Here is a 24,246-nt window from a genome sequence, read left to right on the forward strand (position 1 = left end):
TTTTGTGTTACGCCGTCGTTTTCTTTCCAGTTGATGCCGATCAACGTACCATTTCCATTCTCAAGGCGATCGCTGTTGAACGTATCTGCATTATCAACGGTAAGCCACGTAACGTTGCCTGGTGTTACTTGTCCTTTGAAGACGCCGTTTACTGCAGGTAGACTTTGTACTGCTCCGCTTCCGACGCGGTAGTTGAGTGTTGCAGGCGTTTTAATCGTGCTGTCGCTTCGCATTTCCGCAAGGCGGAATTCGAAGTCGCTCATTGGCGTCGCAGTTGCTTGCGCGTTTGCCGTAGCGTTTCCGATTGCGCACGTCACGTTGACTGGTACGCTTCCAACGCCGTTTGCGTCCGGTGCGAATTTGTGCGTCAGGGTGTTCCCGGCCAGCGTGGGCTGGTAACTCGGGTTGGTGATGGCGCCGAGTGTATACACCGGACTGGTGCAGTTCTGCACTGAGAGCGTGCTCGCCGCCTGGCCATCTTCGGGGAACGTCACCGGCGCGATCGTGAGGGACGGGGCAGCCGGCGTCGTGACGGTGAAGCTCGTGGAATTGCTCCCCGTCCCCCCGCTGCTGGTCGCCTCGCCGCGCACGGTGTAGCTGCCGGGCGCCAAGGTCGTGTCGCTCACCGCGAGCGTCGCGCCACTGGATCCGCTCCGGACCAGGGTGCCATTCAGATAGAGTCGGTGGGTGGTGATGCTGCTCTGGCCGTCGCTTGCCGAGGCGCTGGAAGCTGCCGCGCAGCTCGCCGCCCGTCCCGGTCACGCTCACCACAGGGGGCGACGTGTCACCCGTGGGGCCGGGGGTGGTCGGCGTGCTCCCGCAGGCGGCGGCAAACACCACAATGCTTGCCACTCCTGTACGAACCAGTCGCTGCATGGCCATGGGTCTCCGGGGGCTGCTCGAGCGGGGGCTCTCCTTCCAATCTGTGGCGAGTCTGCCAACACCGCCACCGTTGGCTGGTCGCCTGGCGCGAGGCGGGTCAGCTGGCCCACCTCCCCACCACCTGATCGAACTCGCTCCGGGTCCACAGCACCACGATCAACCGCTTCAGCGACCCGACCGGGTGGTCACGCAGGTACCCGGTCACGCCGTCTCGCAGCGCATCGGCAAAGGCTTCGATCGGCAGCCCAACGCTGCCGGTGCCGACCGCAGGGAACGCCACGGAGGCGAGGCCCTTGTTCGTCGCAGTGGCGCAGGATGGCAGCAGCACTGGAGGTGACGACTCCGGGCGTCCCGCGCGCAATCACCAGGTGGAAGATCGCGCGCGTCTTGGGGAGCCCGAAGCCATCGGTCTGGATCACCGTGCCGTCCTCGAGCGGCCCACCCCGCGCCGAGCCATCCAGATGCGCCTGCAGCCCCGGGTGGGCGGCTGCCCGGATGGCGCCCGAGACGCCGCCGCCGAGCTTGAGCCCGGGGTTCGACGGGTTCACGATCGCGTCGGCGGCGACCGCGACGATGTCGCCGGTGCGGAACTCGATCTCGAGCCGACCCTGCGTGACCACCGCCCTCGGCGCCGCCTCCTCCGGCAGGTACCGGGTGAAGTGGTCCAGCATCTCGGCGCTGTCGACCCAGACCATCATCTCCCGCTCACCCGTCCCGACGGCCCTCGCCGTGGCCATGAGGGAGCGGAATGCCAAGGGAATCGAGACGCCCGGGGCCACGGGGAGTCCCAATACAATAGAGAGCGAGCGCTCCCTCGGCTCACTCCGCAGGAGCCGCTCAAGCGTGCTCGCGGCGTCGAGCAGGGATGGGCAGCGGGAGAGGTCGAAGTCGGGGTCGGCGCTGGGTCTGCCGACCAAGAGCGAGAGGTTCACGGGGCCCGGGTGCAGCGGGGAGGGTGGAGGATGCCTCCGGAGTGGGGCGCGTGGCCGCAACGGCCGTCTATATGCATGGCGAACGGGGAACGGCGAACGGCGATGATCGATGGTCGATCGCTCGGCGGGGCGGGCCCGGCGCTGGGGGGCGCGCGGAGGCGGGGTCGCTGACGCGAGGACCGTCCAGTCGCGTCGCGGGGGACGACCGTTCCGTGACGTCGGGCCCACCGCCCCGCCGGCCTGCGACGTCGGACCGCAGCGTCAGCGAGCCCCGACCCGCGCGCCCTCTGCACGGGTACGGAGGTCAGGCCCGCAGCGGCTTGAGCGACTTCGGGGCCCCGCCGCCCTGCGGGGCAGGGGAACAGCACGGCCCAGTCACGAGCAAGGTCCCTCGCTGCGCTCAGGATGGCAATACCAGGGCATCCTCAGGAGCCACCTCGGGGTGACATGCGCGGCTGTAAAACCGCTTACGTTTCGAGCAGCCCCCGAACGGATCGCTTCCCGTCTGCAGTCGAGGTTGTCATGCGCCGGTCCCTGCTCCTCCCGTTGATCCTCCTCGCCGCATGCGGCGGCGACAAGGCCTCCGGCACCGACGGCGGCATCGTCGAAGCGAAGGTCCGCGATTCGTCCGGCGTCGCCATCAAGGAGTATCCCAAGTCGTCGTGGGATGCCGCGAAGCAGTTCACCCTCTCCGCCAAGCCGTTGATGTCCGTTGGCGGTGAAGAGGGTGACACCACGATCGATCTCTCGGCCGGGATCATGGGGGCGTCGTCGGCGTCCGTCGGCCGTCTGCTGCCGGATGGACGGCTTGTGGTGGTGGCCGGCCAGCCGCCGCAGATGATGGTCATCGACACCAACGGCAAGAAGAGCGGCATCATCGGGCGCGCCGGCGAAGGGCCGGGCGAATACCGCCTGGTCACGGCGTTGCTGCAGCTCGGGAGCGACACGCTGCTCGCGTTCGACATGATGCGACGCAAGGGGATCCTCTTCGGACTCGATGGATCGTCGCGCGGTGAACGCGACTTCCCGACCGTCGGGGCGCTACCGATTGCGCCGACGATCCTCGGCGTGCTGAACGACGGGACGACGATCCATCGGAGCGACGGGCTGGATCCGAGGCCGCCCGCCGGTGGCGACCCGAACAGCTATCAGCTCCCGTTGCCAATCGTTGCGTTGATCGCCGGAGGCGCTCGATACGATACCCTCTTCATGGTCCAGGGCATCGAGATGTATTCCTCGACCTTCAGCGCCGGCGGGCAGACGACGGCGATTCCGCGCCAGATCGGCTTCGGCAAGGTGCCGCTGATCGTGGTCGGCCCCGAGGCGATCTGGTTCACGCCGTCGGACAAGTTCGAGCTCCATCGTCGCAGCACCGGTGGCGCCCTTCTCGACATCATTCGCCTTGACTTGCCGACGCGAGCGGTCACCGAGGCCGACAAGACCGAGTTCAAGCGGGTCCTGAGCGAGGCGCTCACGCGGCTCAAGTCGCTGGCGCCGCCGGCGATCATCGACGCCGAGATCAAGAAGCTGGACGAGACAAAGTTCGCGACGCGCTTTCCGGCGGTGGGTCAGATGCAGGTCGATCCGACCGGCGCCGTCTGGGCCAACCTCGGCGGGTCACCGCTCGACAGCACCACCACCTGGGCGATCTTCGACCCGACGGGTGCACTGCAGGGGCGGGTCACCCTGCCGAAGGGAGGGCTCTTTGCGGTGGGGACGGATCGACTGGTGGTCCGCCGGGAGGATCCGGCGACCGGCCTGGTCCGTCTCGAGGTCTGGGGCTTCACGCGGTAAGAGGGGCGAGTCCGACAACCCGCACGACAGGAGCAATCCGCGATGGCCAGCAACAGCGAAGGAATTTCGTGGGGCGGCATTGGTGTTCGCTTCGTCATGGCATTGGTGCTGGTCTATGCGACATGGAATCCGACGGGAACCTCGTTCACCCACTGGGTCTTCCTGCCGATCTTCGGTGATGGCGCGGCCGGCGCCGCGAGTGCCCAGGCTCCACTGAAGTTCCTCGTCGGGATGGTGCTCGTCGCCGGCTGGGTCCTCTACCTGCAGGCGACGCGGCGCTCCCTCGGCGCCGCCGGCGCCCTCCTCGTCGCGGCGATCGGCGGCGGGGTGGTGTGGCTCCTGGCGTCGTGGAAGGTCCTGTCGATGCAGGGGCAGGCCGTTGCCCACGTCGTGCTGGTCGTGCTGTCGATGATCCTCGCCATGGGGATGAGCTGGTCGCACCTCTCGCGCCGGATGACCGGCCAACTGGACACCGACGCGGTCGAATAGCGTTTCGCCGGAGCAACATTGTCCCGGGTGAATCGGTTCAGGCTGAAACCGCCCCACCCCGCTTTCCGTCTGGAACCGCGTTCCCCTCAATCCGCCGGCTCGTTCGGCAAGGAGTTTCCCCATGCTGTACACCATCATCATCGGCTTCCTCGCAGGCCTCGTCGCCAAGATGCTCTACCCTGGCAAGCAGGGCGGCGGGATCATCGTCACCATCCTGCTCGGTATCGCCGGTTCGTGGGTCGGCTCCTTCCTCTCCGGCATGCTCGGGATGGGTCGCAGCGTCGGCTTCGTCGGCTCGGTGATCGGCGCGATGATCGTCCTCTGGTTGTACAACAAGCTCAACAAGTCCGCCTGACCTGAACCTTCGGAGTCTGTCGACGATGCTTGTCACCACGACTGATGCAGTTGCTGGCCACCCGACCGTGCGCGTGCTGGGGCTCGTCTCGGGTGAGGCGATCATGGGCGCCAATATCTTCAAGGACCTCTTCGCCGGCTTTCGCGACATCGTCGGCGGCCGGGCCGCCGGCTACGAAGAGGAGCTGCGCAAGGCGAAGGAGATCGCCATCCACGAGATGTGCGAGTTCGCCGCGGAACTCGGCGGCAACGCCGTGGTCGGCGCCGACCTCGACTTCGAGAGCATCCAGATGGGTACCGGTGGCGGGATGCTGATGGTCTCGGCGTCGGGGACGGCGGTGGTGATCGAAGAGTGAGTCGTTAGTCATTAGTCGTTAGTCATTAGTCGTTAGAGGTGTGGGGTATCGTGAAGTGATGTCATCCCGAGCGCAGCGAGGGACCTGCGTGGTCGTGAATGAGCAGAACGTTTGTGCATTCGCCACTACGCAGGTCCCTCGCTGCGCTCGGGATGACAGGTCTGCACCCTAACGACTAACGACTAACGACTAATGACTCAGTCCCTCCTCCCCATCCTCCTCGGCCTCGCGCTCGCCGCCGCCTGCGGCTTTCGCGTCTTTGCCCCGCTGTTGATTGCCGGCGCCGCCGCCCACACCGGTCACCTCACCCTCGCCTCCGACTTTGCCTGGCTCGGCACCACGCCGGCGTTGATCGCGCTGGGCACTGCCGCTGTCCTCGAGATCGGCGCCTACTTCGTCCCCTGGCTCGACCATGCACTCGACCTGCTGGCGACACCGACCGCCGTCGTCGCCGGGATCCTGGCCGCCGTGGCGGTGATGGTCGACCTCCCGCCCCCGCTGCGCTGGGGGATCGGCGTCATCGGTGGCGGCACCGTCGCCGGCGTGGTGCAGGGGTCCACGGTGCTGCTCCGGGCCAAGTCGACCGCGCTCACCGGTGGGCTCGGCAACCCGGTTGTCGCGGCAGGCGAAACCGCGGGGGCGATCGGGATCGCGCTGCTGGCGATTCTGGTGCCAGTGGTGGTGGTGGCCGCCGTGGTCGTGGTGGTGGGGTGGAGGATGTTCAGGCGCGGCTGACGGTCCGGGCGTCGCCTGCGTGCTCCTGGCGCGCAGGGGCATGATGGGTGCGGGATCGGGGCGACGCATGCGTCGCCCTTACGCACGGGGAGATCGGCCCAAGGGTAGATTTTGGGCATCCCCTTTTCCGGAGTGCGTCGGTGGCCCGTTTCGGCATGATTGGCGGTACCGTGATGGTGGTGCTCGTGGCACTGCTGGTCTTCTTCACTGGCTGCACCAAGGTCGACCAGACGGACTACTGCATCGAGACGCGCTTCGGCAAGGTGGTGACCGACCACATGAACACCGGGATGGCGATGACCGTCTTCAGCGAGGCGACCTGCTTCCCGCTGACCGACGTCAACTTCCCCTCGCAGGGCAACACCGAGCAGATCGAGGCGCAGACCGCCGACCCCGTCACGGTGACCGGCGATGTGGGCGTCGTGTATGCCTACGACCCGGCCTCCGTGAATGGCGTCTTCATCGCGAAGCGGACGCCGGCTGCCGCCGAAATCGAGATCCTCAACGCGATCCGCGAAGGGTATCGGACGGCGCTGGCCGGCTGGACCGTCGCCGACATCTTCTCGAATCGCCGCTCCGAACTCTCCGATTCCGTGCGCGCGCACATCCAGCGCAAGCTCGGCACCCTGGCGATGATCAAGCGCGCCTACGTGCGTGACATCAAGATTCCGAAGACGATCGAGGACGCACGGATCGGTGCCGTCGCGCAGGCCCAGGTACTCGACTCCACCCTCAAGCGCTTCGCGATCGACTCGGTCGCCGCGCGTGCCACCGTCATTCGCGCGCAGGCGCAGGCCGAGGCCACGCGACTGCAGGCACAGGCGTACGCGAGCAATCCGGCGTTGCTGGAGCTCGAGCGATCGAAGGCGCTGGCCGACGGGATTGCCCGCGCCTGCTCGGGTCCGCAGATCACCACCTGTGTGATCGGCGGCACAGTACTCGACGCCGCGCCGACCCGGCGGCCGTGAGCGACCTGCCGGCACGCGCACCCCATCCTGATCCCTGGGCGGTGGTGGAACACCACGCCCGGGTCGCCGCGGCGCGAGGCACGGAGGCAGTGCTCTCGCCTGGCCAGCGGCTCGCGCTCTATGCGACGACCGCGCCCGAGGTGATCGGCGCGCGTCGCATGGAGCGCGGCGAGTTCGGCGTGCTCGGACGATTCGCGCGGAGCGGCGACTGGTGGACGGCGGCGATTCCCGGCAGCGGTGATCGCCTCGCCTGGAACGAGCAGGGAGACGTCGTCGTCTCGAATCGCACGCACGCCGTCATTCGGCAGGCGGTGATCGGCGGCTTCGCCACGCTGATGGCGTTTACGGTGCTCGGCCGCATCGGTGGTCCGCGGGCGATAATCCCCGCACTGATGGTCGGTGCTGGCGCCGCCATGATTGCCGCCCGCCTCGCCACGCGCTGGACCCTGCTCGGCGATGGCCACAATCACCCGCTGGCCGAGCAGACGCTGCAGCAGTTCCTGCAGCGATACGAGGAGGCGGTGGCCCGGTAGTCATGCTCCGCCACCTCTGGCCCTCCCCGCTCTCGCTGTTCGGCATCCTGGTCGCGGTGGCGTGTCGGGCCCCGCTGCGTCGCCGCGACCACACCCTCGAGGCCTGCGGGGGGCTCCTCCCGCGCTTCCTCCCCCGGATCGGCTTCGGCATGCGCCCCGCCGCCATCACCCTCGGCCACGTCATCCTGGCCGTCGACCACGCCACCCTCGACCAATGGCGCGCCCATGAGCGCGTCCATGTGGCCCAGACCGAACGGTGGGGGCCGCTCTTTCCGCTGGCCTATGCGATGGCGTCGACGGTGGCGTGGGGGAGGGGGAAGGATCCGTATCTCAACAATCGATTCGAGATCGAGGCGTTTTCGGTGAGGGTGAGGGGGGGGCGTTGCCCGATCTTTGTCGAAGCGACAAGAGCAACACCTAAACTGTTTACCGGTATAGCTTTGTGTTAGAGTTGACAATTGGCGGTCCGCTCAATAAGCTTGTCCGCCCTATGCCACCCGTCCTTCCGTTGGCTGCCCCGCGTTGGCAGCGCCGTCCCGCCGACCGCCGCCAGGAGATCCTGGCGGCGGCGTTGGTCGTGTTCGGCGAGGAGGGGTACGCCAAGGCGACGCTGGCCCAGGTGGCCCGGAAGGCCGGGATCTCGGCGGCGACGGTTTCCCACTACTTCGGCTCCAAGGCGGCGCTCTTTGAGGCGATGGTCTCCGAGGAGGCGATGGTCATCAGCGATGATGACCCGCTTCTCCTGGTCGGGCCGACCGGCTTCCGCGGGCTCCTCCACCAGTTGGTCGACGAAAAGCTCGAGCGGCTCAACCGTCCCGAGATGGCACGGCTGACCCTCACGGTCATCCGTGAGATGCACACCTTCCCGGTGTCGGCGCAGCAGCTCTTCCGGCAGCTCTCGCAGCGTCACCGCCGGCGGGTTGAGGCGGTGCTGAACGCCGGCGTGATGGCGGGCGAGTTCGATGTCGCGGATGTGCGCGTGACTGCGCAACTCTTAGGATCGCTCCTCCTCGGGGCGATGATGGACCTGCACTTCGTCGCGGAGTGCACCAATGAATCCGCCTGTCGTGTGGGGGCGGCGAACGCCATCCACGCGGCGGTGGACCGGCTCGTGGGACCGGCAGCTCCTACTTCCGTAGCGTAAACCTCAGAGCAACTCGGGGCACCGATGCAGCAGATGGGATCGGGGCGGCAGCGCCGCATGCAGGCAGGAATCTTGAGTCTTTTGGTCGCACTTGGCGCATGCAGCAAGCCGCCGGTGCAACAAGCGCCGCCACCGCAGGATGTCGGCATCGAGGTCGCCGGGGTCGGCACCGTCGCGGAGCCGTACGAGTTCGTCGGCACGGTGCAGCCGTATCGTCGCGTCGAGGTGCGTTCGTCGGCGTCGGGGATCATCACCGCGCGTCCGTTCACCGAGGGCGCCGAGGTGAGGCCGGGCCAGGTGCTCTACGAGATCGACCGCACGGTCTACGTCGCCGCCGAGCGCGGTGCCGACGCGCGGCTCAAGAATGCGGAGAAGCAGGTCGCGCGGTTGACGCCGCTGGTCGCCGAACGCGCCGTCGCGCGCCGCGATCTCGACAACGCCGAGACCGAGTTGCTCCAGGCCAAGGCCGAGTACGATCGGGCGCGCAAGAACCTCGACGACGCCACCGTGCGCGCCGAGATCGGCGGCCGGGTCGGCAAGGCACTGATCGAGCTGGGTGGTCGGGTGGCCGGTGCCGGCGACCTGCTGACGACGATCGACCAGGTGGTGCCGGTCTACGTCTCGTTCCGTCCGTCGGCACAGCAGGTGATGGCGTGGCGCGGGACGGCGCAGGGCGCGGCATTGCTGAAGCCGGGCTCGAAGCTGAAGATCTCGGTCACGCTGCCCGATGGCTCGGTCCTCGGCCGCACCGGCGTGCTCGACTACATCGATCCGGTGCTGGAACAGAGCACGGGAACGCAGGAATACCGTGCCAAGTTCACCAACGACGATCGGTCGCTGTTGCCGGGGCAGTTCGTCCGGGTACGGCTCGATGGCTTCACGGTGGATAGCGCGCTCACCGTGCCGCAGCGGGCGGTGCAGCAGCAGATGGGTCGGCGGGTGGTCTACGTGGTGGGCGCTGGCGATACCGTCCAGGTGCGCGAAGTGGAAGTCGGTCCTTGGGCCGGCGCTCGCTGGGTGATCACGAAGGGACTGAACGCCGGTGACCGCGTCATTGTCGACGGGCTCCAGAAGACCGGGCCGGGTGCGGTCGTGAAGCCGACGATCATCGGCGCGGCGGACACGACGAAGGCCCCGGCGGGCGCGCCCAAGTGAGTCACGCCACCCCCACGAGCGACGGGGCCGAACCCGAGCTGAAGTACTACTTCGTGCGGCGGCCCGTCATGGCGGCCGTCATCTCGATCGTGATCACGCTGCTCGGGCTCTTTGCCCTGCAGCGGCTGCCGATCAACCGCTATCCGCAGATCACGCCGCCGGCGGTGAGCGTGACGGCCGTCTACCCCGGCGCGACCGCCGAGGACGTGGCCCTGGCCGTCGCAGCGCCGATCGAGCAACAGCTCTCGGGCCTCGACGGGCTGCTCTACTACCAGTCGGCCAATTCGTCCGACGGCGTGATGAACCTGACGGTCTACTTCGACATCTCGCGGCAGCAGGACCTGGCGGCCGTCGACGTGCAGAACGCCGTCAAGCTGGCCGAGCCGCAGTTGCCGGAAGAGGTGCGCCGCAACGGCGTCGTGGTGTCGAAGGCACAGAGCGATCTGCTCTTCGCGACCGCGCTCTATTCGGAGGATGGCAAGTTCGATGCGGCGTATCTGACGAACTACGCCAAGCTCAACATCGAGGACGAGGTCAAGCGGATCCCCGGCGTCGGCAATGCCCGCGTCTTCGGGCAGCTCGAGTTCTCGATGACGATCTCGGTCGATCCGGATCGTCTGGCACAGCTCGGCCTCACCATCGGCGATGTCTCGCGCGCGGTGCGCGAGCAGAGCACCACGAATCCGGCCGGCCGCCTCGGCCGCGAGCCGGCGCCGACCGGCACCCAGTTCACCATCCCCGTGACGGCGCAGGGCCGGCTCACGACGCCGGAGGAATTCGGCGACGTGATCCTCCGGGCCGACCACAACGGCTCCCTGGTCCGCGTCAAGGACGTCGCCACGGTGGCGCTCTCCTCGCGCAACTATGACCAGGTCGCCCGACTCGACGGCAAGCCGACGACGTTCATCCTCGTCAACCTGCGCAACGGCGCCAACGCGCTCGATGTCCGCGAGCTCTTCGAGACGCGGATGAACGAGCTGCAGAAGTCGTTCCCGCCGGGCGTGAAGTGGACGATGCCGTACGACACCACGCCGTTCATCCAGGAGTCGATCGTCGAGGTCGTGAAGACCCTCGCCGAGGCGATGCTGCTGGTGACGCTGGTGGTCTTCCTCTTCCTGCAGAGCTGGCGCGCGACGCTGATCCCGGTGCTGGCGGTGCCAGTCTCCGTGATCGGCACCTTCGTCGGCCTGCTGATGCTGGGCTTCTCGGTCAACGTGCTCACGCTCTTCGGCCTGGTGCTGGCGATCGGCATCGTCGTCGACGACGCGATCGTCGTCATCGAGAACGTCGAACGGATCATGGCCGAGGAGAAGGTCTCGGCCAGGGTGGCGGCCGACAAGGCGATGGGTCAGGTCGGCGGCGCCCTGGTGGCGATCGTCCTGGTGCTCTGCGCCGTCTTCATCCCCGTGGCCTTCCTCGGCGGCATCACCGGCGAGATGTACAAGCAGTTCGCCGTGACGATCGTCCTGTCGGTGGTGCTCTCGGGCATCGTCGCGCTGACGCTGACGCCGGCGCTCTGCGCCATGCTGCTCAAGGAAGCGGTCGGCAGCCATGACGACGAGGGCCCGCGCTTCTTCGCCTGGTTCAATCGCACCTTCTCGAAGGCGACGTCGCGGTACACCAGTGCCGTGAGCGGCATCATCACCCGGCCGCGGACCACGCTGGCGGTCTTCGCGGTCCTGATCGTCCTGATCGGCGTGCTGTATCAGCATGTCCCCAAGGCGTTCATCCCGCCCGAAGACAAGGGCTTCTTCGCGATCGGCGTGCAGCTGCCCGACGGTGCCTCGAAGCAGCGGACCGAGGAAGTGGTGGCCAAGGTCGAGGCGTTCCTGCTCAAGGACCCGGGGGTGCGGCATGCTGCCGCGCTGGTCGGGCTCGACGCACTGTCCTTCGCGGCGCAGACCAACTCGGCGATCATCTTCGTCAACCTGAAGCCGTGGGAAGAGCGACAGACGCCCGACTTGAGCATCGACGCCATCGTCGGCCGCACCAACGGTCAGCTCTGGGCCATTCGCGAGGCGTTGGCATTCGCCTTCAACTTCCCGGAAATCCCGGGCCTTGGCACCACCTCAGGGCTCGAGCTGAACCTGCAGGCGCGGGCGGGGCAGTCGTTCCCGCAGTTCGCCGCGTCGGTCCAGGAGTTCATCGGCGACGCCAACAAGCTGCCGGTCCTCGGCGGCGTGCAGAGTTCGTTCCGCGCCGACGTGCCGCAGTTGCGGGTGACGGTCGACCGCGAGGCGGCGAAGGCGCGCGGCATCGCGCTGACCGACATCTTCCAGACGATGCAGGCGTCCTTGTCGACGCTCTATATCAATGACTTCAACCTCTACGGCCGCACCTACCGCGTGCAGGCCGAGGCACAGGCGCCGTTCCGGCAGCGGCCGGAGGACATCGGCCGCCTGCAGGTGCGCGCCGACGACGGCGACATGGTGCCGCTCTCGTCGCTCATCCGCACCTCGTTCGAGGGCGGGCCAAGCATCCTGCGGCGCTTCAACGGCCTCACGGCTGCGCTGATCACCGCGGTGCCGGCGCCCGGGCGCAGCTCGGGCGAGATGCTCGACGGCGTCGACAAGCTGATCGCCGACAAGTACGCCGCCCAGGGGATCAGTGGCGCCTATGGCGGCCAGTCGTTCCAGGAGCGGTCGTCCAAGGGCGACAGCGGGATGGTCTTCATCCTGGGCCTGGTGCTGGTCTTCCTCGTGCTCGCGGCGCAGTACGAAAGCTGGGCGATTCCGTTCGCCGTCATCCTCGGCATTCCCTTCGGCATCTTCGGCGCCTTCCTCGGCGTCTGGCTGCGTGGCATGCCCAGTGACGTCTACTTCCAGGTCGGGCTTGTGACGGTGGTCGGGTTGGCCGCCAAGAACGCCATCCTGATCGTCGAGTTCGCGACGGCGCTCCGCAACCGCGGGATGTCGATCCGCGAGGCGGCGACCGAAGCGGCGCGCGAGCGGTTCCGCCCGATCCTGATGACCTCGTTCGCCTTCATCCTCGGCGTGCTGCCGCTGGCGATTGCCCATGGTGCCGGTGCGGCATCGCGGCGGTCGCTCGGCACCGGCGTCTTCTTCGGGATGCTCACGGCGACGACGGTCGGTGTCTTCTTCATTCCGCTCTTCTTCGGCCTGATTCGCCGGGTGAGCGAACGCGGCACCAAGTCCGCGCAGGAGGTTGCGTGACCAGGACCATGCTTCGGGTGGCGGCGCTCCTGGCCGTCACCACCGGGGCCGCGTCGGCCCAGCAGCCGGCGACGATGCTGCAGGCCGGCGGTGCCTCGACATCGTCGCGCGCCTTCTTCGATTCGCTCGCCGCCAAGCGTGGCTCGGCCACCGACACGCCGATGTTGCTGCCGACACAGAGCGGTGGCGCCCTGGCGTGGCTCGACCTGCTGCAGGATTCCGCGCTGGTGGCGCTGGTCCGCGAAGCGGTGCGCAACAACCCCGACGTCCAGCTGGCGCAGGCACGCATTCGGGAATTCCGCGCCGAGGCCGGCGTGACGGGTGCGGCGCGCTATCCGCAGCTCTCGGCCAACGGCGTCGCCGCCACCCAGCAGACGGTGTTCGGCAGTTTCGGCACGCAGTCGTTCGACGCCTTCCGTGCCACGGCCGACCTGACCTGGGAGCTCGATTTCTGGGGCCGGCTCCGCAACAACGCGCGCGGCGCCTCGTTCGATGCCGCCGCGAAGGTGGAAGAGGAGCGGGCGACGTTGCTCACCTTGGTGAGTGACGTGGCCACGGCGTACCTCGAATTGCGCGAGATCGATCAGGAGCTTGGCCATCGCCGAGCGGACGCTGACCTCGCGCCGCGCGACGATGGCACTGGCCGAGCGGCGGCTGACCGAGGGCGTCATCTCGGAGTTGGACGTGCGGCAGTTCGAGGCGGAAGTTGCCGCCCCAGCGGCGCGCGTGGCGCAGTTCACCCGCGATCGGGCGCGGAAGGAGCATCTGCTCTCGCTGTTGATCGGCCAGGTGCCTGGGCCGATCGCCCGCGGCCGTCCGCTGAGCGAGGTGGCGCGCGCGGTGACGGTGCCCGACGCGATCTCGTCGGAGTTGATTGCGCAGCGGCCGGACATTCTGCGGGCGCAGCTCGAGGTCAACGCTGCCGAGGCGAAGGCGGGCGCGGCGCGGGCAGCACGGCTGCCACGATTCCTGCTCACGGGCCAGTACGGCACCCAGGGCGCGGAGCCGAACCAGATGTTCAAGAGCTCGAGCGAGATCTACACCGTTCAGGGCGGCATCTCGATTCCCCTCTTCACCGGCGGGCGGGTCACCAACGAGCGTGCCGCGGCCTTGGCGCGGAGTGAGCAGGCGACGATCCGCTTCCAGAAGACGGTGCTCACCGCCCAACGCGAAGTGAGCGATGCCCTGGTCGGCGTACGGACGTCACGGGATCAGGTCCTCGCGCAGGAAGTGCAGGCGCGGGCGCTGCGTCGGGCGCAGGAACTGGCCGAGAAGCGGTACGACGCCGGGATCGCCTCGTACCTCGAGGTGCTCGATGCGCAGCGCGGATTGTTCAATGCGGAACTGGCCCTGAGCGCCGCGGAGCGGGAATACCTGGTGAGTGCGGTGACGTTGTACAAGGCGCTGGGGGGGAGCTGGAAGTAGTTCAGCCGCGGCCGTCAGGCCGCGGAGTCGTAGGTCGTAAGTCATAAGTCATCCCGAGCGCAGCGAGGGATCCGCGTCTTCCGAATGAGCGGGCACTGGCCCGGTCGGCACTACGCAGGTCCCTCGCTGCGCTCGGGATGACAGCCTTGGAGGACCTACGACCTACGACTTACGACCTGCGACTATCATTCAGCATGCTCTCCCTCCTCTTCTCCCTGTTCCTCGCCGCCCCCACCGACACTCTCCGTCCGACGACCATCATCGTCGTGCGTCATGCGGAGAAGTCGGCGGAGCCGGCCAATGATCCTGCCCTCAGCCCCGCCGGCGTGGCGCGTGCGGCCGCGCTCGACAGCGCGCTGGCCGACGCCAAGGTGACGGCGATCATCGTGACGCCCTACCGGCGAAACGCCGAGACGGCCGCGCCGGTGGCGAAGCGCTTCGGCTTGACCCCCTTCGTCATGCCGATCGCCCCGCAGCTCGGCATCAAGGGCCACGCCCTCGCGGTGGCCGCCAAGGCGCGCGAGCTCGGCGGCACCGTCCTGGTGATCGGCCACAGCAATACGGTCGGCGCCGTGGTCGAAGCGCTCGGCGGCCCCAAGGTGGGCGACCTGCCGGAGAGCGAGTACACGCAGATCTGGACGGTGGTGGTTGGGGAGGATGGGGTGAGGGTGGTGAGGAGTCGGTTTGGGGGTAAGGGGATCGAGGGATGATCGATGATCGTCCCCGATCATCCTCCCGCCAACGTAGATTCAATCCATGCGCCACCTCCCCGGCCCCGCCGGCACCCTGGTCATCGAGGAACATGGCCAAGGTCCACTCCCGGTTCTCCTCGTCCATGGCATGGCGGGGGAGGCCGGGTTTTGGTCATCCACCATCCGGGCGCTTGGGCCCACGCATCGGCTGATCGTGCCGGAGCTGCGCGGGCATGGTCGGTCGGCCCAACCGGTCGACGGCGACTACTCGATCGAGGGATGCGCCGGCGATCTGGCGGCGGTGATCGACGGGCTGGAACTGGAGCGGGTGGTCCTGGTCGGGCACTCCTATGGGGCGAGTGTAGCGATGGCCACAGCGGCGCAGATGCCGGGGCGGGTCGCCGGAATGGTCTTGCTCGATCCGGCGGGCGACTTCTCCTACGTGCCACCCGAGGCGCTGGCCGGCTTTCTGGCCGGACTCGACCACGAGGCCCACTACACCGATACGGTGGAGGGGGCCTTCGACGTGGCGCTCGAGGGGGCGTCAGCGGAAACGGAGCGGCGGGTGCGTGCGGCGATCCTGGCCGCGCCACGACCGATGATCCGGACGATGTACCATTCACTACTACGCTTCAAACCACTGGCCGCGCTCGATGGGTATTCTGGGTCACTACTACTAGTCACCGCCCCCGCCAACGCGGCGTCGTTCGCGCTGCACGAGCTGCGACCCCAGGCGCCAAGGAAGGCGATCGCGGCGGTGTCGCATTGGATGATGCTGGACCACCCGAAGGCGGTGGCACAGGTGCTCCACGAATTCCTGCGGGACAGCTATGGTGTTTCACAGTGACACCAAACCCGGCCCATCGCCGTACGGCGCGACACCCCCCCCGCGGAGCAGATCCCATGAGGCCCGAAGCAATCTTCATCCTGTTGATGTTGACCACTGCTGGCTCCTCGTTCATGTGGTACCGTGCCGTGCAGGCGCGGAAGCGGATCGAGGCCAGGCTCTGGGGGTTTGCAGCCGGCCAGGGTTTGCCGATCGCTGCAATGTTTGAGGGAGAGCCAACCGGCTCGATGCCGAGGAGCAGCGGTGCAGAGGCATCGCGGGTCGAACGTCTTGAGCATCAGGTCGACCAGATGGCCCAGCAGATGGAGCGGATCAGTGAGTCGCAGGATTTCATCTCGCGGGTGCTGACCGACCGCATTGAGCAGTTGCCGGACCCCCGGATGCGGACGCCGCATTGAGGGAACCAGGGTCGGCCGGGCGGCGTTGAGGCCGCACGACCCTTTCGTTTGAGCGTACCGATGCGTCACCAGATCGCACTTCTCGCGGCCCTCCTGGCCGCCACCCCGCTCGCGGCCCAGACGCCCGAGCGGACCCCGGCGACCGTCCTCCCCACCATCACGCTCGGCAGCAGGCTGCGCATCGAGGCCGGCAACGCCCTGATGACGGGCAAGCTCGACTCGCTCACCGCCGACAGGTTGGTCCTGAACGGTGCCGACGGCCGCAGCTCGATCCCGATCCACACCATCAACACCGTCTGGGTCCGCCAGGGACGCGGCGCCAAGGGGGCGCTAATCGGCGGGGTCCTCGGCGCCGCCCTCACCACCGCCTTCTTCCATATCATCGTCTCGGGCCTGTGCGACTCGACCGATGGCTGCCACCGCGACCATGTCCGCGCCTGGGGCTACGGCATCGCGATCGGTGGCGCCGGCGGGGCGCTGATCGGGGCGGGGGTGGGGTCGTTGGTGCAGGGGTGGGAGAAGAGAGCTCCTTGAGCCGGGGAGCGACAGGGTATCGATCATCGATGATCGATCATCGATGATCGATCGCTCCTAGCGATTCCCCGAGAATGCACCCAAATTGCTTCATCCCCTAGCACCGGATCCCATCCCATGCTCCGTCGCGACCTTCTCCGCCTCCTCGGCGGAGTCTCTGCGCTCGCCGCGATCCCGGCCGAGGACCTCTTTGCGCTCGGTGAATCGGCCCACGCCGGCCTCCGGGCCGATGGTGCCGGTCTTGGCTTCTTCGACGCCCATCAGATGCAGACGGTGGCCTCGGCGGCGGACCGGATCATCCCGACCACCGAGACGCCGGGTGCGCGCGAGGCCGACTGTCATCGCTTCGCCGAGAAGATCATCGCCGATCATTACGACACGACACGGCAGAAGCGCTTCCTGACCGGGCTGGTCGACCTCGACACCCGAAGCAGCACCCTCGCGCAGAAGCTCTTCGTCGATCTGACGCCCGAGCAACAGGACACGGTGCTGGCCGCGGTGGAGAAGGACACCCTCGCCTCGGCGGCGCCGGCCGCCTCCTTCTGGCGCGACCTCAAGTACCTCACCATCTACGGCTACTACACCTCGCGCATCGGGATCCAGGACGAGCTCGAGGTGAATTTCTATCCGGGCCGCTTCGACGGCTGCGCGCCGCTCGAGGCGAAGTGATGCGCCGCGAGACCTACGACGCCATCGTGATCGGCAGCGGCATCTCCGGTGGCTGGGCGGCGAAGGAGCTGAGCGAGAAGGGTCTCTCGGTGCTGGTGCTCGAGGCCGGCCGCACCCTCGACCCCGCGCGCGACTACCTGATGAACGCCCCCGCGTTCGAGATGGACTACCGCTACCTCGGCGACATCAAGCGGCTCAACGCCCGGCAGTCGATCCAGAAGAAGTGCTACGCCTGCGACGAGGGCGCCGCGCAGTTCTTCGTCGACGACGTCGACAATCCCTACACCACGCCGGAAGGGAAGCCGTTCGACTGGATCCGCGGCCGGCAGCTCGGCGGCAAGTCGATCATGTGGGGCCGCCAGTGCTATCGCTGGAGCGACCTCGATTTCGAGGCGAATCTCAAGGACGGACACGGCACCGACTGGCCGATCCGCTATCGCGATATTGCCTCGTGGTACGACTACGTCGAGGGTTATGCCGGCATCTCCGGCGAGAAGCTCGGCCTGGCGCACCTCCCCGATGGGCCGTTCCTCCCGCCGATGGAGATGACCTGTTCCGAGATGTTCGTGCGGGACGGCATCGCCAAGAAGTACGGCAAGTCGCGCGTGCTCACGGTCGGCCGGGTCGCCAACCTGAGCGCGGCACACAACGGTCGCGCCGCCTGCCACTACTGCGGCGACTGTCACCGCGGCTGCACCACGGCGGCGTACTTCAACTCGGTGCAGACGACGCTGGTCGATGCGCTCGCCACCGGCCGCTGCCGCATCCGGCCGTTCTCGGTGGTGCGGTCGCTGGCCTGGGATGACGCCAAGGGGAAGGTCACCGGCGTCCAGGTGATCGACGGCCAGACGATGCAGGCGCTCGACTTCCAGGCGCGGATCATCTTCGTCTGCGCCTCGGCGCTCGAGTCGACGCGCATCCTGCTCAACTCGAAGAGCCGCGCCCATCCGAACGGCCTCGGCGGCAACAGCGACGTCCTCGGCCGCAACCTGATGGATCACACGATGCAGACCGGTGCGAGCGGCAACGTTGCCGGCTTCGAAGACAAGAAGACCTTCGGCAACCGCCCCAACGGCATCTACCTCCCGCGCTTCCGCAACGTCACCGACCAACATCCCGACTTCCTCCGTGGCTACGCCTACCAGGGCGGCGGCTACCGCGCCTCCGAGGGTTGGGGCCGCGGCGTGACGACCGAAGGCTTCGGCGCAGACTTCAAGCGCGCACTCAAGGTGCCGCAGTACGGCGGCTGGCGGATGAGTCTTGGTGGCTTCGGCGAGTGTCTGCCGAATCCGGACAACCGCGTCACCATCGACCCGCAGGTGGTCGACAAGTGGGGCATTCCGGTGCTCCGGATCGACATGCAGTGGCGCGACAACGAGCGCGCCATCATGAAGGACGCGCAGGTGGCGGCGGCCGAGATGCTCGAGGCGGCCGGCTGCACGAACGTCAAGACGTACGACAACATGACGGCGCCGGGGCTGACCATCCACGAGATGGGGACGGCGCGGATGGGGAAGGACATCAAGAATTCGGTGCTCAACAAGTGGAACCAGGTGTGGGAGGCGAAGAACGTCTTCGTCACCGATGGTGCGTCCATGGCCTCCTCGGCCTGCCAGAATCCCTCGATCACGTACATGGCACTGACGGCCCGCGCGGCCGACTACGCCGTTCGCGCGCTGCAGCGCAAGGAGTTGTGATGGATCGTCGCACGTTTGTCGGTGCCCTGGGTGCTGCGGGTGTCGCCTCGATGTTGCCGTCGCGTGAGCCACTCATGGCCGCCGAGAAGATCGACAAGATCGGTCTGCAGCTCTACACCGTCCGCGGCGAGATGAAGGCATCGGTCGAGCGGACGCTCAAGGCCGTCGCTGACATCGGCTACAAGGAAGTCGAGTTCCACGACTACTTCGGCCGCCCGCCGCGGGCCATCCGGCAGCTGCTCGACCGGAACGGCCTCAAGTCGCCGGCGTGCCACGTCTCGCTCGACTCGATCAAGACCGGCTTCCATCGGACGCTGGCCGACGCGGTCGAGATCGGCCACAAGTGGCTGATCGTCGCCTATCTCGGGACCAACGACCGCAACTCGGTCGATGCGATCAAGCGCACCGCCGAGGCGTTCAACAAGGCGGGCCGCGACGCGAAGGAGTACAAGATGCGCTTCGCCTACCACAACCACGATTTCGAGTTCCAGGAAATCGAGGGGAAGCGGATCTACGATATCCTGCTCGCCGAGTGCGACCCGAAGTACGTCGACTTCGAGATGGACCTCTACTGGGCCACCAAGGCCGGGGCGTCGCCGCTCGACTACTTCGCCAAGCATCCGGGCCGCTTTCCGCTGGTCCACGTGAAGGATGCCGGGCCGCCGCCGGAGCGGAAGATGCTCGAGGTCGGCAAGGGGACGATCGACTGGAAGGCGATCTTCGCGCAGGAGAAGCTCGGCGGGATCAAGCACTTCCTGGTGGAGCACGACAACCCCGCCGATCCGATGCAGAGCATCGCGACGTCGTTTCGCTACCTGAAGGAGCTCCGCTTCTGACCTGGGACGCGATCGTCGTCGGCTCCGGGATGTCCGGCGGCTGGGCGGCGAAGGAGCTCGCCGAGCGCGGCCTCCGCACCCTGGTGCTGGAGGCCGGCCGGATGATCACGCCTGAGCGCGATTACCTGATGGACACGCCGGCATATGAGTTCCCGTACCGTGGTCTCGGCGATCCAAAGGGGACCGCCGAGAAGTTCAAGATCCAGCGGAGGTCGGTCGGCTTCTCCGAGGCGACGAAGCAGTTCTTCGTCGACGATCGCGAGCTGCCGTACAACACCGCGCCCGGCACCGACTTCTCGTGGCTCCGCTCGCGCATGCTCGGTGGTCGGTCGATCCTCTGGGGCCGGATGACGTTTCGGATGAGCGACCTCGACTTCACCGCGAATCTGCGCGACGGCGTCGGCATCGACTGGCCGCTCCGTCACGCCGACCTCGCGCCGTGGTACGAGTACGTGGAACGGTTCGTCGGCGTGTCGGGTGAGGCACTCGGGTTGGACTACCTCCCCGATTCGCATTTCCTCCCGCCGATGCAGCTGACGTGCGCCGAGGAACAGGTCAAGGCAGGACTGACGAAGGCGTATGGCGGCCGCCGCATCATGACGATCGGCCGCACCGCGGTGCTCACGCAACCGATCCATGGACGCGCGGCCTGCCACTACTGCAACAGCTGCGAACGCGGCTGCTCGACCTTCTCGTACTTCAACTCGGTGCACGCCACGCTGCCCGCGGCGATGAAGACGGGGCGCTGCACCATTCGCCCCTTCTCTATTGTGCACTCGCTGGCGTACGACGACCGGACCGGGAAGGCGACCGGTGTCCGGATCATCGACGCCAACACGCACGAGGCGATCGAGTTGAAGGCGAAGGTGATCTTCCTCTGCGCCTCGACGCTGGAGTCGGCGCGGATCCTCCTCAACAGTGCCACCGCAGGGCAGCCGACCGGCCTCGGCAACGCGTCGGACCAGCTCGGCCGCAACCTGATGGACCACATCAAGGGCGCTGGTGCGTCGGGGCGCGTCGAGGGGCTCGACGACAAGACCTCCTTCGGTCGGCGCCCGACCGGTGTCTACATCCCGCGCTTCCGGAATCTCGACGCGCGCAGCCACCAGACCGATTTCATTCGCGGCTACGGCTATCAGGGCGGAGCGGGTGGGCGCGGTCCGCTCTGGTCATCGGCGGCCGGGACGCCGGGCTTCGGCGCCGACTTCAAGCGCGGCCTCAAGCACGCCATCGGTGGCTGGGGCTTCTCCATGAGCGGCTTCGCGGAGTGCCTCCCGAACCCCGAGAATCGGATGCAGATCGATCCGACACTCAAGGACGCCTGGGGCATCCCGACGCTGAAGATCTCGGCGAAGTGGGGCGAGAACGAGCTCCGGCTGCACAAGGACATGGCGGAGCAGGCAGGCGAGATGCTCGAGGCCGCCGGCGTGAAGAACGTCAGCATCAACCGCGGCACGCCGCCGCCGATGGGGCAGACCAACCACGAGATGGGTGCCGCGCGGATGGGCCGGTCGCCGAAGACGTCGGTGCTCAACGCCTGGAACCAGGTGTGGGACGCCAAGAATGTCTTCGTGACCGACGGCGCCGCGATGGTCTCCTCCAGCTGCGTGAACCCGTCGCTCACCTACATGGCGCTGACGGCGCGTGCGGCGGCGTACGCCGTGAGCCGCCTGAAGCGGAACGAGTTGTAGATGGAACGGCGCGACTTCCTCGCGGCCGCCGCGGCGATTCCGGCGTTCCGCCTCCTGCCCGCGACGAACAAGCTCGGCGACATCGGCCTCGCGACGATCACCGTCGCCAAGGGGATGACGGAGCAGCCGGCGAAGACGCTCGATGCCGTCGCCGAAATTGGCTATACCGAGATCGGGCTGAGCCAGCTGTATGGCAGCACGGCGCCGCAGATCGAGGAGATGCTCAAGCAGTCGGGGCTCCACTGTCCGGTGCTGCACCTGCCGTGGGCCGACCTGAGTGACGCCAATTTCCCGGCGGCGCTCGAACGCTGCCACGTTCTTGGCGCGCGCTATCTCTTCTGCCCGTCACTGCCTGCGCCCAAGTGGACGACGCGGGCCGGGATCACGGAGCTGGCCGAGGTCTTCAATCGGCAGGGTGCCAAGGCGCGGGATGAAGGCGTCATCCTCGGCTTCCACAATCATGCCGCCGAGTTCGCGCTGGTCGATGGCGTGCCGGGCCTTGCGCGCTTCCTCGACGAGACCGACCGCGAGCTGATGCAGCTCGAGCTCGATTGTTATTGGGTCACCAAGGCGGGGCAGGATCCGGTGGCGTGGCTGCTCCGCAACCCGGGGCGCGTGCCGGCGCTTCACATCAAGGACATGGCGATGGGTGGCGGCTTTGCGGATGTTGGCGCGGGCACGATCGATTACCGCCGGATCTTCCGCGAGCGGAAGCGTGCCGGGGTGAAGCACTTTCTGGTCGAGCATGATCAGCCCGCGGATGAATTGGCGACGGCGCGGGCGTCGTATGGATATTTGCGCGCGTTGCGATGGTCGTAGGGGCGCGGCCTGCCGCGCCCATTATGGCGATGATCGGCGCGGGCATGCCGGCATCGCGATGATGTTGGCACGGGCGCAGCATGCTGCGCCCCTACAGCGATGATGCTGGCCTGCATCCCCCGATATCCCGGGATGCCGGCCGATGCGATGCGATGCCCCTCCTGTACGGGCGCAGCATGCTGCGCCCCCGATATCCCGAATGCATGGAGCCCCGCCCGATGGCCACTTCCCGCCGCACCTTCCTTGCCGCTTCGGCGGCCACGATCGCCGGCATCTCGCACGCCAATGCCATCCACGCCGCACCGTCGGCGCCGCGGGTGGGCCGCCTGAAACAGTCGGTCACCCGGTGGACGTATGGCGGGATGCCCTACGATGAGTTCTGCCAGATGCTGGTGAAGCTCGGCTTCGGCGGGGTCGATCTCGTGAACCCGGCGGATTGGGCGACGGTCAAGAAGCATGGGCTCAAGATCTCGACCTCGAACTCCACCACCCGCGGCGACTTCATCAGTCGTGGGTTGAATGACCGGGCCAATCATGCGCTGATCCTCGGCGAGCTGGAGACGGTGCTGCCGGCCGCGGCGAAGGAGGGGATCCCGAACGTGATCGCGATGTTCGGCAACGCCGGCAGCATCAGCCGCGAGGACGGGATCGCGGCGTGCGCGGAGGGGCTGGCGAAGATCGCGCCGCTGGCGGAGAAGGTCGGGGTGACGGTGATCCTCGAGATGCTCAATTCGCGGGTCGATCACCGCGGCTTCCAGGGCGACACCTCGGCGTACGGGATTGCCGTCGCCGAGAAGGTCAACTCGCCACGCGTGCGACTGCTGTACGACATTTACCACATGCAGATCAGCGAGGGCGACATCATCCGCTCGATCCGCACCAACGGGAAGTACTTCGCGCACTACCACACGGCGGGGAACCCGGGGCGGAACGAGATCGGCGACACGCAGGAGCTCAACTACCGCACCATTGCACAGGCGATCGCGGACACGGGCTTCCAGGGGTGGCTGGCGCACGAGTTCTCGCCGCGCGGCGACAAGGAAGTGGCGCTAACGGAGGCGCGGGACCGGTGTACGGTGTAGTACAGCCGCGCATGCCTGCCCTGAGCGTAGCGAAGGGTCAGGCCGCTTGAGTGATCGCTCCGGTCAGCAGACTGCAATGGTCTACAGGTTTCCTATGGAAAACCACACCGCCAGCTTCCGATTCCGGGGGGGGGGTCTATTCTCTAATTCCTGACCCTCTCATCGCCTCTCTGGAGCGCCACGACCATGACGAATGACCGTCACACCATTTCCGTTCTGGACGCTGCCGCATTGACTGCCCGCTGGCGGAAGTCGCACCCCGACGCAATGCGGGCCGCGCGCTTTGATCGTATCGCGTTCGACCGGTTGCTGAGCAGGCCGGGTGTCGCAGGGATCCGCATCTACCTCGCGATGCAGTCTGGTGGTGAATGGACGTACGTGATGGTGGCGACAGACGGGAATGGCAAGGACATCCTCGGGGACGTTGGCGACGTGACAGGGACCGCGGGGACCGGGGTCGAGGAGCAGGCCTACCCATGCCCACCCTACTGTGACTGCTCAAGCCCCCTGAACGGGGACTGCCCGCCCGACGAATGACTGTACCAATGTGGTTCACGATGCTGGCGCTCTGCTATCTGGCGATGCAGGTAGCCGGGCTCGTCGTGGGCCTTGTGCGATGGCATCATCTCGGCTTGCCGGAACGCTTTGCGGCACTCTGGTTCGGGGTCGCCGCGATTGCGGGGATTGTCGAACATGTTCTCCGAACGACGCAGCACAACAGTCAACTTGCCGCCCATTTGTGGTTTGCTCCGAGTGGCGTGCTCGCGCTCTGGATTGCGGCCGGGGTCGTCACCGGACGGCGCGCCAGGGCGCTATGGCGAGCGGCCGCGCTCGCCTACCTCGGGGTTATCGCTATGGTCCTGGCAATCACTGAGACCCCGGCGGAGTATTCTCCGTACGCTGGTGCGATTCATGGGATGGTGCTGGTCGGGGTCGGTGCACACTCAATCGTCTATCGCGCTGGGCACGCAGGCGTGTCTCTATGGCGTGACGCCTCCTTCCTGATTGGTGCCGGGCTGCTCCTCATCGGGGGGCCGACAA

At 67.2% G+C, this 24,246-nt stretch carries 27 protein-coding genes; 23 read left to right on the forward strand and 4 right to left on the reverse strand.

The window, feature by feature from the left end; genetic code table 11:
• Window positions 1-263, reverse strand: a 263-nt coding sequence (locus IPP98_03165; protein ID MBL0178110.1) for a hypothetical protein, incomplete at its 3' end; no start/stop codon positions are given.
• A 148-nt stretch (window positions 264-411) separates the two neighbouring features.
• Here IPP98_03165 and IPP98_03170 point away from each other — a divergent pair.
• The gene (locus tag IPP98_03170) at window positions 412-597 is read left to right on the forward strand and encodes a hypothetical protein (GenBank protein ID MBL0178111.1); all 186 of its coding nucleotides are present in this window, start codon (window positions 412-414) and stop codon (window positions 595-597) included.
• 470 nt (window positions 598-1,067) lie between these two features.
• Here IPP98_03170 and IPP98_03175 read toward each other — a convergent pair whose 3' ends face one another.
• Window positions 1,068-1,814: a macro domain-containing protein gene (locus IPP98_03175; GenBank protein ID MBL0178112.1), complete on the reverse strand. Its 747-nt coding sequence runs from the start codon at window positions 1,812-1,814 to the stop codon at window positions 1,068-1,070.
• 522 nt (window positions 1,815-2,336) lie between these two features.
• On the opposite strand from IPP98_03175, the gene IPP98_03180 reads away from it, so the two are divergent.
• From IPP98_03180 to IPP98_03230, 11 genes are all read left to right on the forward strand, one after another.
• Window positions 2,337-3,608: a hypothetical protein gene (locus IPP98_03180; GenBank protein MBL0178113.1), complete on the forward strand. Its 1,272-nt coding sequence runs from the start codon at window positions 2,337-2,339 to the stop codon at window positions 3,606-3,608.
• 42 nt (window positions 3,609-3,650) lie between these two features.
• Window positions 3,651-4,097, forward strand: a complete 447-nt coding sequence (locus tag IPP98_03185; protein MBL0178114.1) for a hypothetical protein — start codon at window positions 3,651-3,653, stop codon at window positions 4,095-4,097.
• A gap of 121 nt (window positions 4,098-4,218) precedes the next feature.
• The gene (locus IPP98_03190; GenBank protein ID MBL0178115.1) at window positions 4,219-4,452 is read left to right on the forward strand and encodes a GlsB/YeaQ/YmgE family stress response membrane protein; all 234 of its coding nucleotides are present in this window, start codon (window positions 4,219-4,221) and stop codon (window positions 4,450-4,452) included.
• A gap of 25 nt (window positions 4,453-4,477) precedes the next feature.
• Window positions 4,478-4,807, forward strand: coding sequence for a heavy metal-binding domain-containing protein (locus IPP98_03195; GenBank protein MBL0178116.1), 330 nt, complete (start codon window positions 4,478-4,480; stop codon window positions 4,805-4,807).
• Window positions 4,808-4,999: 192 nt separating this feature from the next.
• Window positions 5,000-5,542, forward strand: a complete 543-nt coding sequence (locus IPP98_03200) for a DUF4126 domain-containing protein (GenBank protein MBL0178117.1) — start codon at window positions 5,000-5,002, stop codon at window positions 5,540-5,542.
• A 140-nt stretch (window positions 5,543-5,682) separates the two neighbouring features.
• Window positions 5,683-6,510, forward strand: coding sequence for a hypothetical protein (locus IPP98_03205; protein ID MBL0178118.1), 828 nt, complete (start codon window positions 5,683-5,685; stop codon window positions 6,508-6,510).
• The gene (locus IPP98_03210; GenBank protein MBL0178119.1) at window positions 6,507-7,043 is read left to right on the forward strand and encodes a hypothetical protein; all 537 of its coding nucleotides are present in this window, start codon (window positions 6,507-6,509) and stop codon (window positions 7,041-7,043) included. Before IPP98_03205 ends, IPP98_03210 begins: the two co-directional genes overlap by 4 nt.
• A gap of 2 nt (window positions 7,044-7,045) precedes the next feature.
• Window positions 7,046-7,492 carry a signal peptide prediction gene (locus IPP98_03215; protein ID MBL0178120.1) on the forward strand — a complete coding sequence of 149 codons (447 nt, stop codon included), beginning with the start codon at window positions 7,046-7,048 and terminating at the stop codon, window positions 7,490-7,492.
• Window positions 7,493-7,533: 41 nt separating this feature from the next.
• The gene (locus IPP98_03220) at window positions 7,534-8,187 is read left to right on the forward strand and encodes a TetR/AcrR family transcriptional regulator (GenBank protein MBL0178121.1); all 654 of its coding nucleotides are present in this window, start codon (window positions 7,534-7,536) and stop codon (window positions 8,185-8,187) included.
• Window positions 8,188-8,259: 72 nt separating this feature from the next.
• Window positions 8,260-9,342 carry an efflux RND transporter periplasmic adaptor subunit gene (locus IPP98_03225; protein ID MBL0178122.1) on the forward strand — a complete coding sequence of 361 codons (1,083 nt, stop codon included), beginning with the start codon at window positions 8,260-8,262 and terminating at the stop codon, window positions 9,340-9,342.
• A 68-nt stretch (window positions 9,343-9,410) separates the two neighbouring features.
• Entirely contained in the window at window positions 9,411-12,515 is a 3,105-nt protein-coding gene (locus IPP98_03230; GenBank protein MBL0178123.1) for a multidrug efflux RND transporter permease subunit, read from the forward strand.
• 331 nt (window positions 12,516-12,846) lie between these two features.
• Here IPP98_03230 and IPP98_03235 read toward each other — a convergent pair whose 3' ends face one another.
• Complete coding sequence (locus IPP98_03235) at window positions 12,847-13,071, reverse strand: hypothetical protein (GenBank protein MBL0178124.1); 225 nt, start codon at window positions 13,069-13,071, stop codon at window positions 12,847-12,849.
• Window positions 13,072-13,385: 314 nt separating this feature from the next.
• On the opposite strand from IPP98_03235, the gene IPP98_03240 reads away from it, so the two are divergent.
• From IPP98_03240 to IPP98_03290, 11 genes are all read left to right on the forward strand, one after another.
• Window positions 13,386-13,940 (forward strand): TolC family protein, encoded by a 555-nt coding sequence (locus tag IPP98_03240; protein MBL0178125.1) that lies wholly within the window; start codon window positions 13,386-13,388, stop codon window positions 13,938-13,940.
• A gap of 194 nt (window positions 13,941-14,134) precedes the next feature.
• Entirely contained in the window at window positions 14,135-14,650 is a 516-nt protein-coding gene (locus tag IPP98_03245; protein MBL0178126.1) for a histidine phosphatase family protein, read from the forward strand.
• A 46-nt stretch (window positions 14,651-14,696) separates the two neighbouring features.
• Window positions 14,697-15,479, forward strand: coding sequence for an alpha/beta hydrolase (locus tag IPP98_03250; GenBank protein ID MBL0178127.1), 783 nt, complete (start codon window positions 14,697-14,699; stop codon window positions 15,477-15,479).
• 56 nt (window positions 15,480-15,535) lie between these two features.
• Entirely contained in the window at window positions 15,536-15,877 is a 342-nt protein-coding gene (locus IPP98_03255; protein MBL0178128.1) for a hypothetical protein, read from the forward strand.
• Between the two features lie 60 nt (window positions 15,878-15,937).
• Complete coding sequence (locus IPP98_03260; protein MBL0178129.1) at window positions 15,938-16,411, forward strand: hypothetical protein; 474 nt, start codon at window positions 15,938-15,940, stop codon at window positions 16,409-16,411.
• A gap of 117 nt (window positions 16,412-16,528) precedes the next feature.
• Entirely contained in the window at window positions 16,529-17,080 is a 552-nt protein-coding gene (locus tag IPP98_03265; protein MBL0178130.1) for a gluconate 2-dehydrogenase subunit 3 family protein, read from the forward strand.
• Window positions 17,080-18,777, forward strand: a complete 1,698-nt coding sequence (locus IPP98_03270; GenBank protein ID MBL0178131.1) for a GMC family oxidoreductase — start codon at window positions 17,080-17,082, stop codon at window positions 18,775-18,777. Before IPP98_03265 ends, IPP98_03270 begins: the two co-directional genes overlap by 1 nt.
• The gene (locus IPP98_03275) at window positions 18,777-19,613 is read left to right on the forward strand and encodes a sugar phosphate isomerase/epimerase (protein MBL0178132.1); all 837 of its coding nucleotides are present in this window, start codon (window positions 18,777-18,779) and stop codon (window positions 19,611-19,613) included. Before IPP98_03270 ends, IPP98_03275 begins: the two co-directional genes overlap by 1 nt.
• 29 nt (window positions 19,614-19,642) lie before the next feature.
• A complete protein-coding gene (locus IPP98_03280; protein ID MBL0178133.1) occupies window positions 19,643-21,304 on the forward strand; it encodes a GMC family oxidoreductase in 1,662 nt (553 codons plus the stop codon).
• Window positions 21,305-22,123 (forward strand): sugar phosphate isomerase/epimerase, encoded by an 819-nt coding sequence (locus IPP98_03285; protein MBL0178134.1) that lies wholly within the window; start codon window positions 21,305-21,307, stop codon window positions 22,121-22,123.
• Window positions 22,124-22,326: 203 nt separating this feature from the next.
• A complete protein-coding gene (locus tag IPP98_03290) occupies window positions 22,327-23,205 on the forward strand; it encodes a TIM barrel protein (protein ID MBL0178135.1) in 879 nt (292 codons plus the stop codon).
• 485 nt (window positions 23,206-23,690) lie between these two features.
• On the opposite strand, the gene IPP98_03295 is transcribed toward IPP98_03290, so the two are convergent.
• Window positions 23,691-23,942: a hypothetical protein gene (locus tag IPP98_03295; GenBank protein MBL0178136.1), complete on the reverse strand. Its 252-nt coding sequence runs from the start codon at window positions 23,940-23,942 to the stop codon at window positions 23,691-23,693.
• Window positions 23,943-24,246: the final 304 nt, after the last annotated feature.

Source organism: Gemmatimonadota bacterium (assembly GCA_016720805.1).
In the GTDB taxonomy this organism is placed as follows: domain Bacteria; phylum Gemmatimonadota; class Gemmatimonadetes; order Gemmatimonadales; family GWC2-71-9; genus Palsa-1233.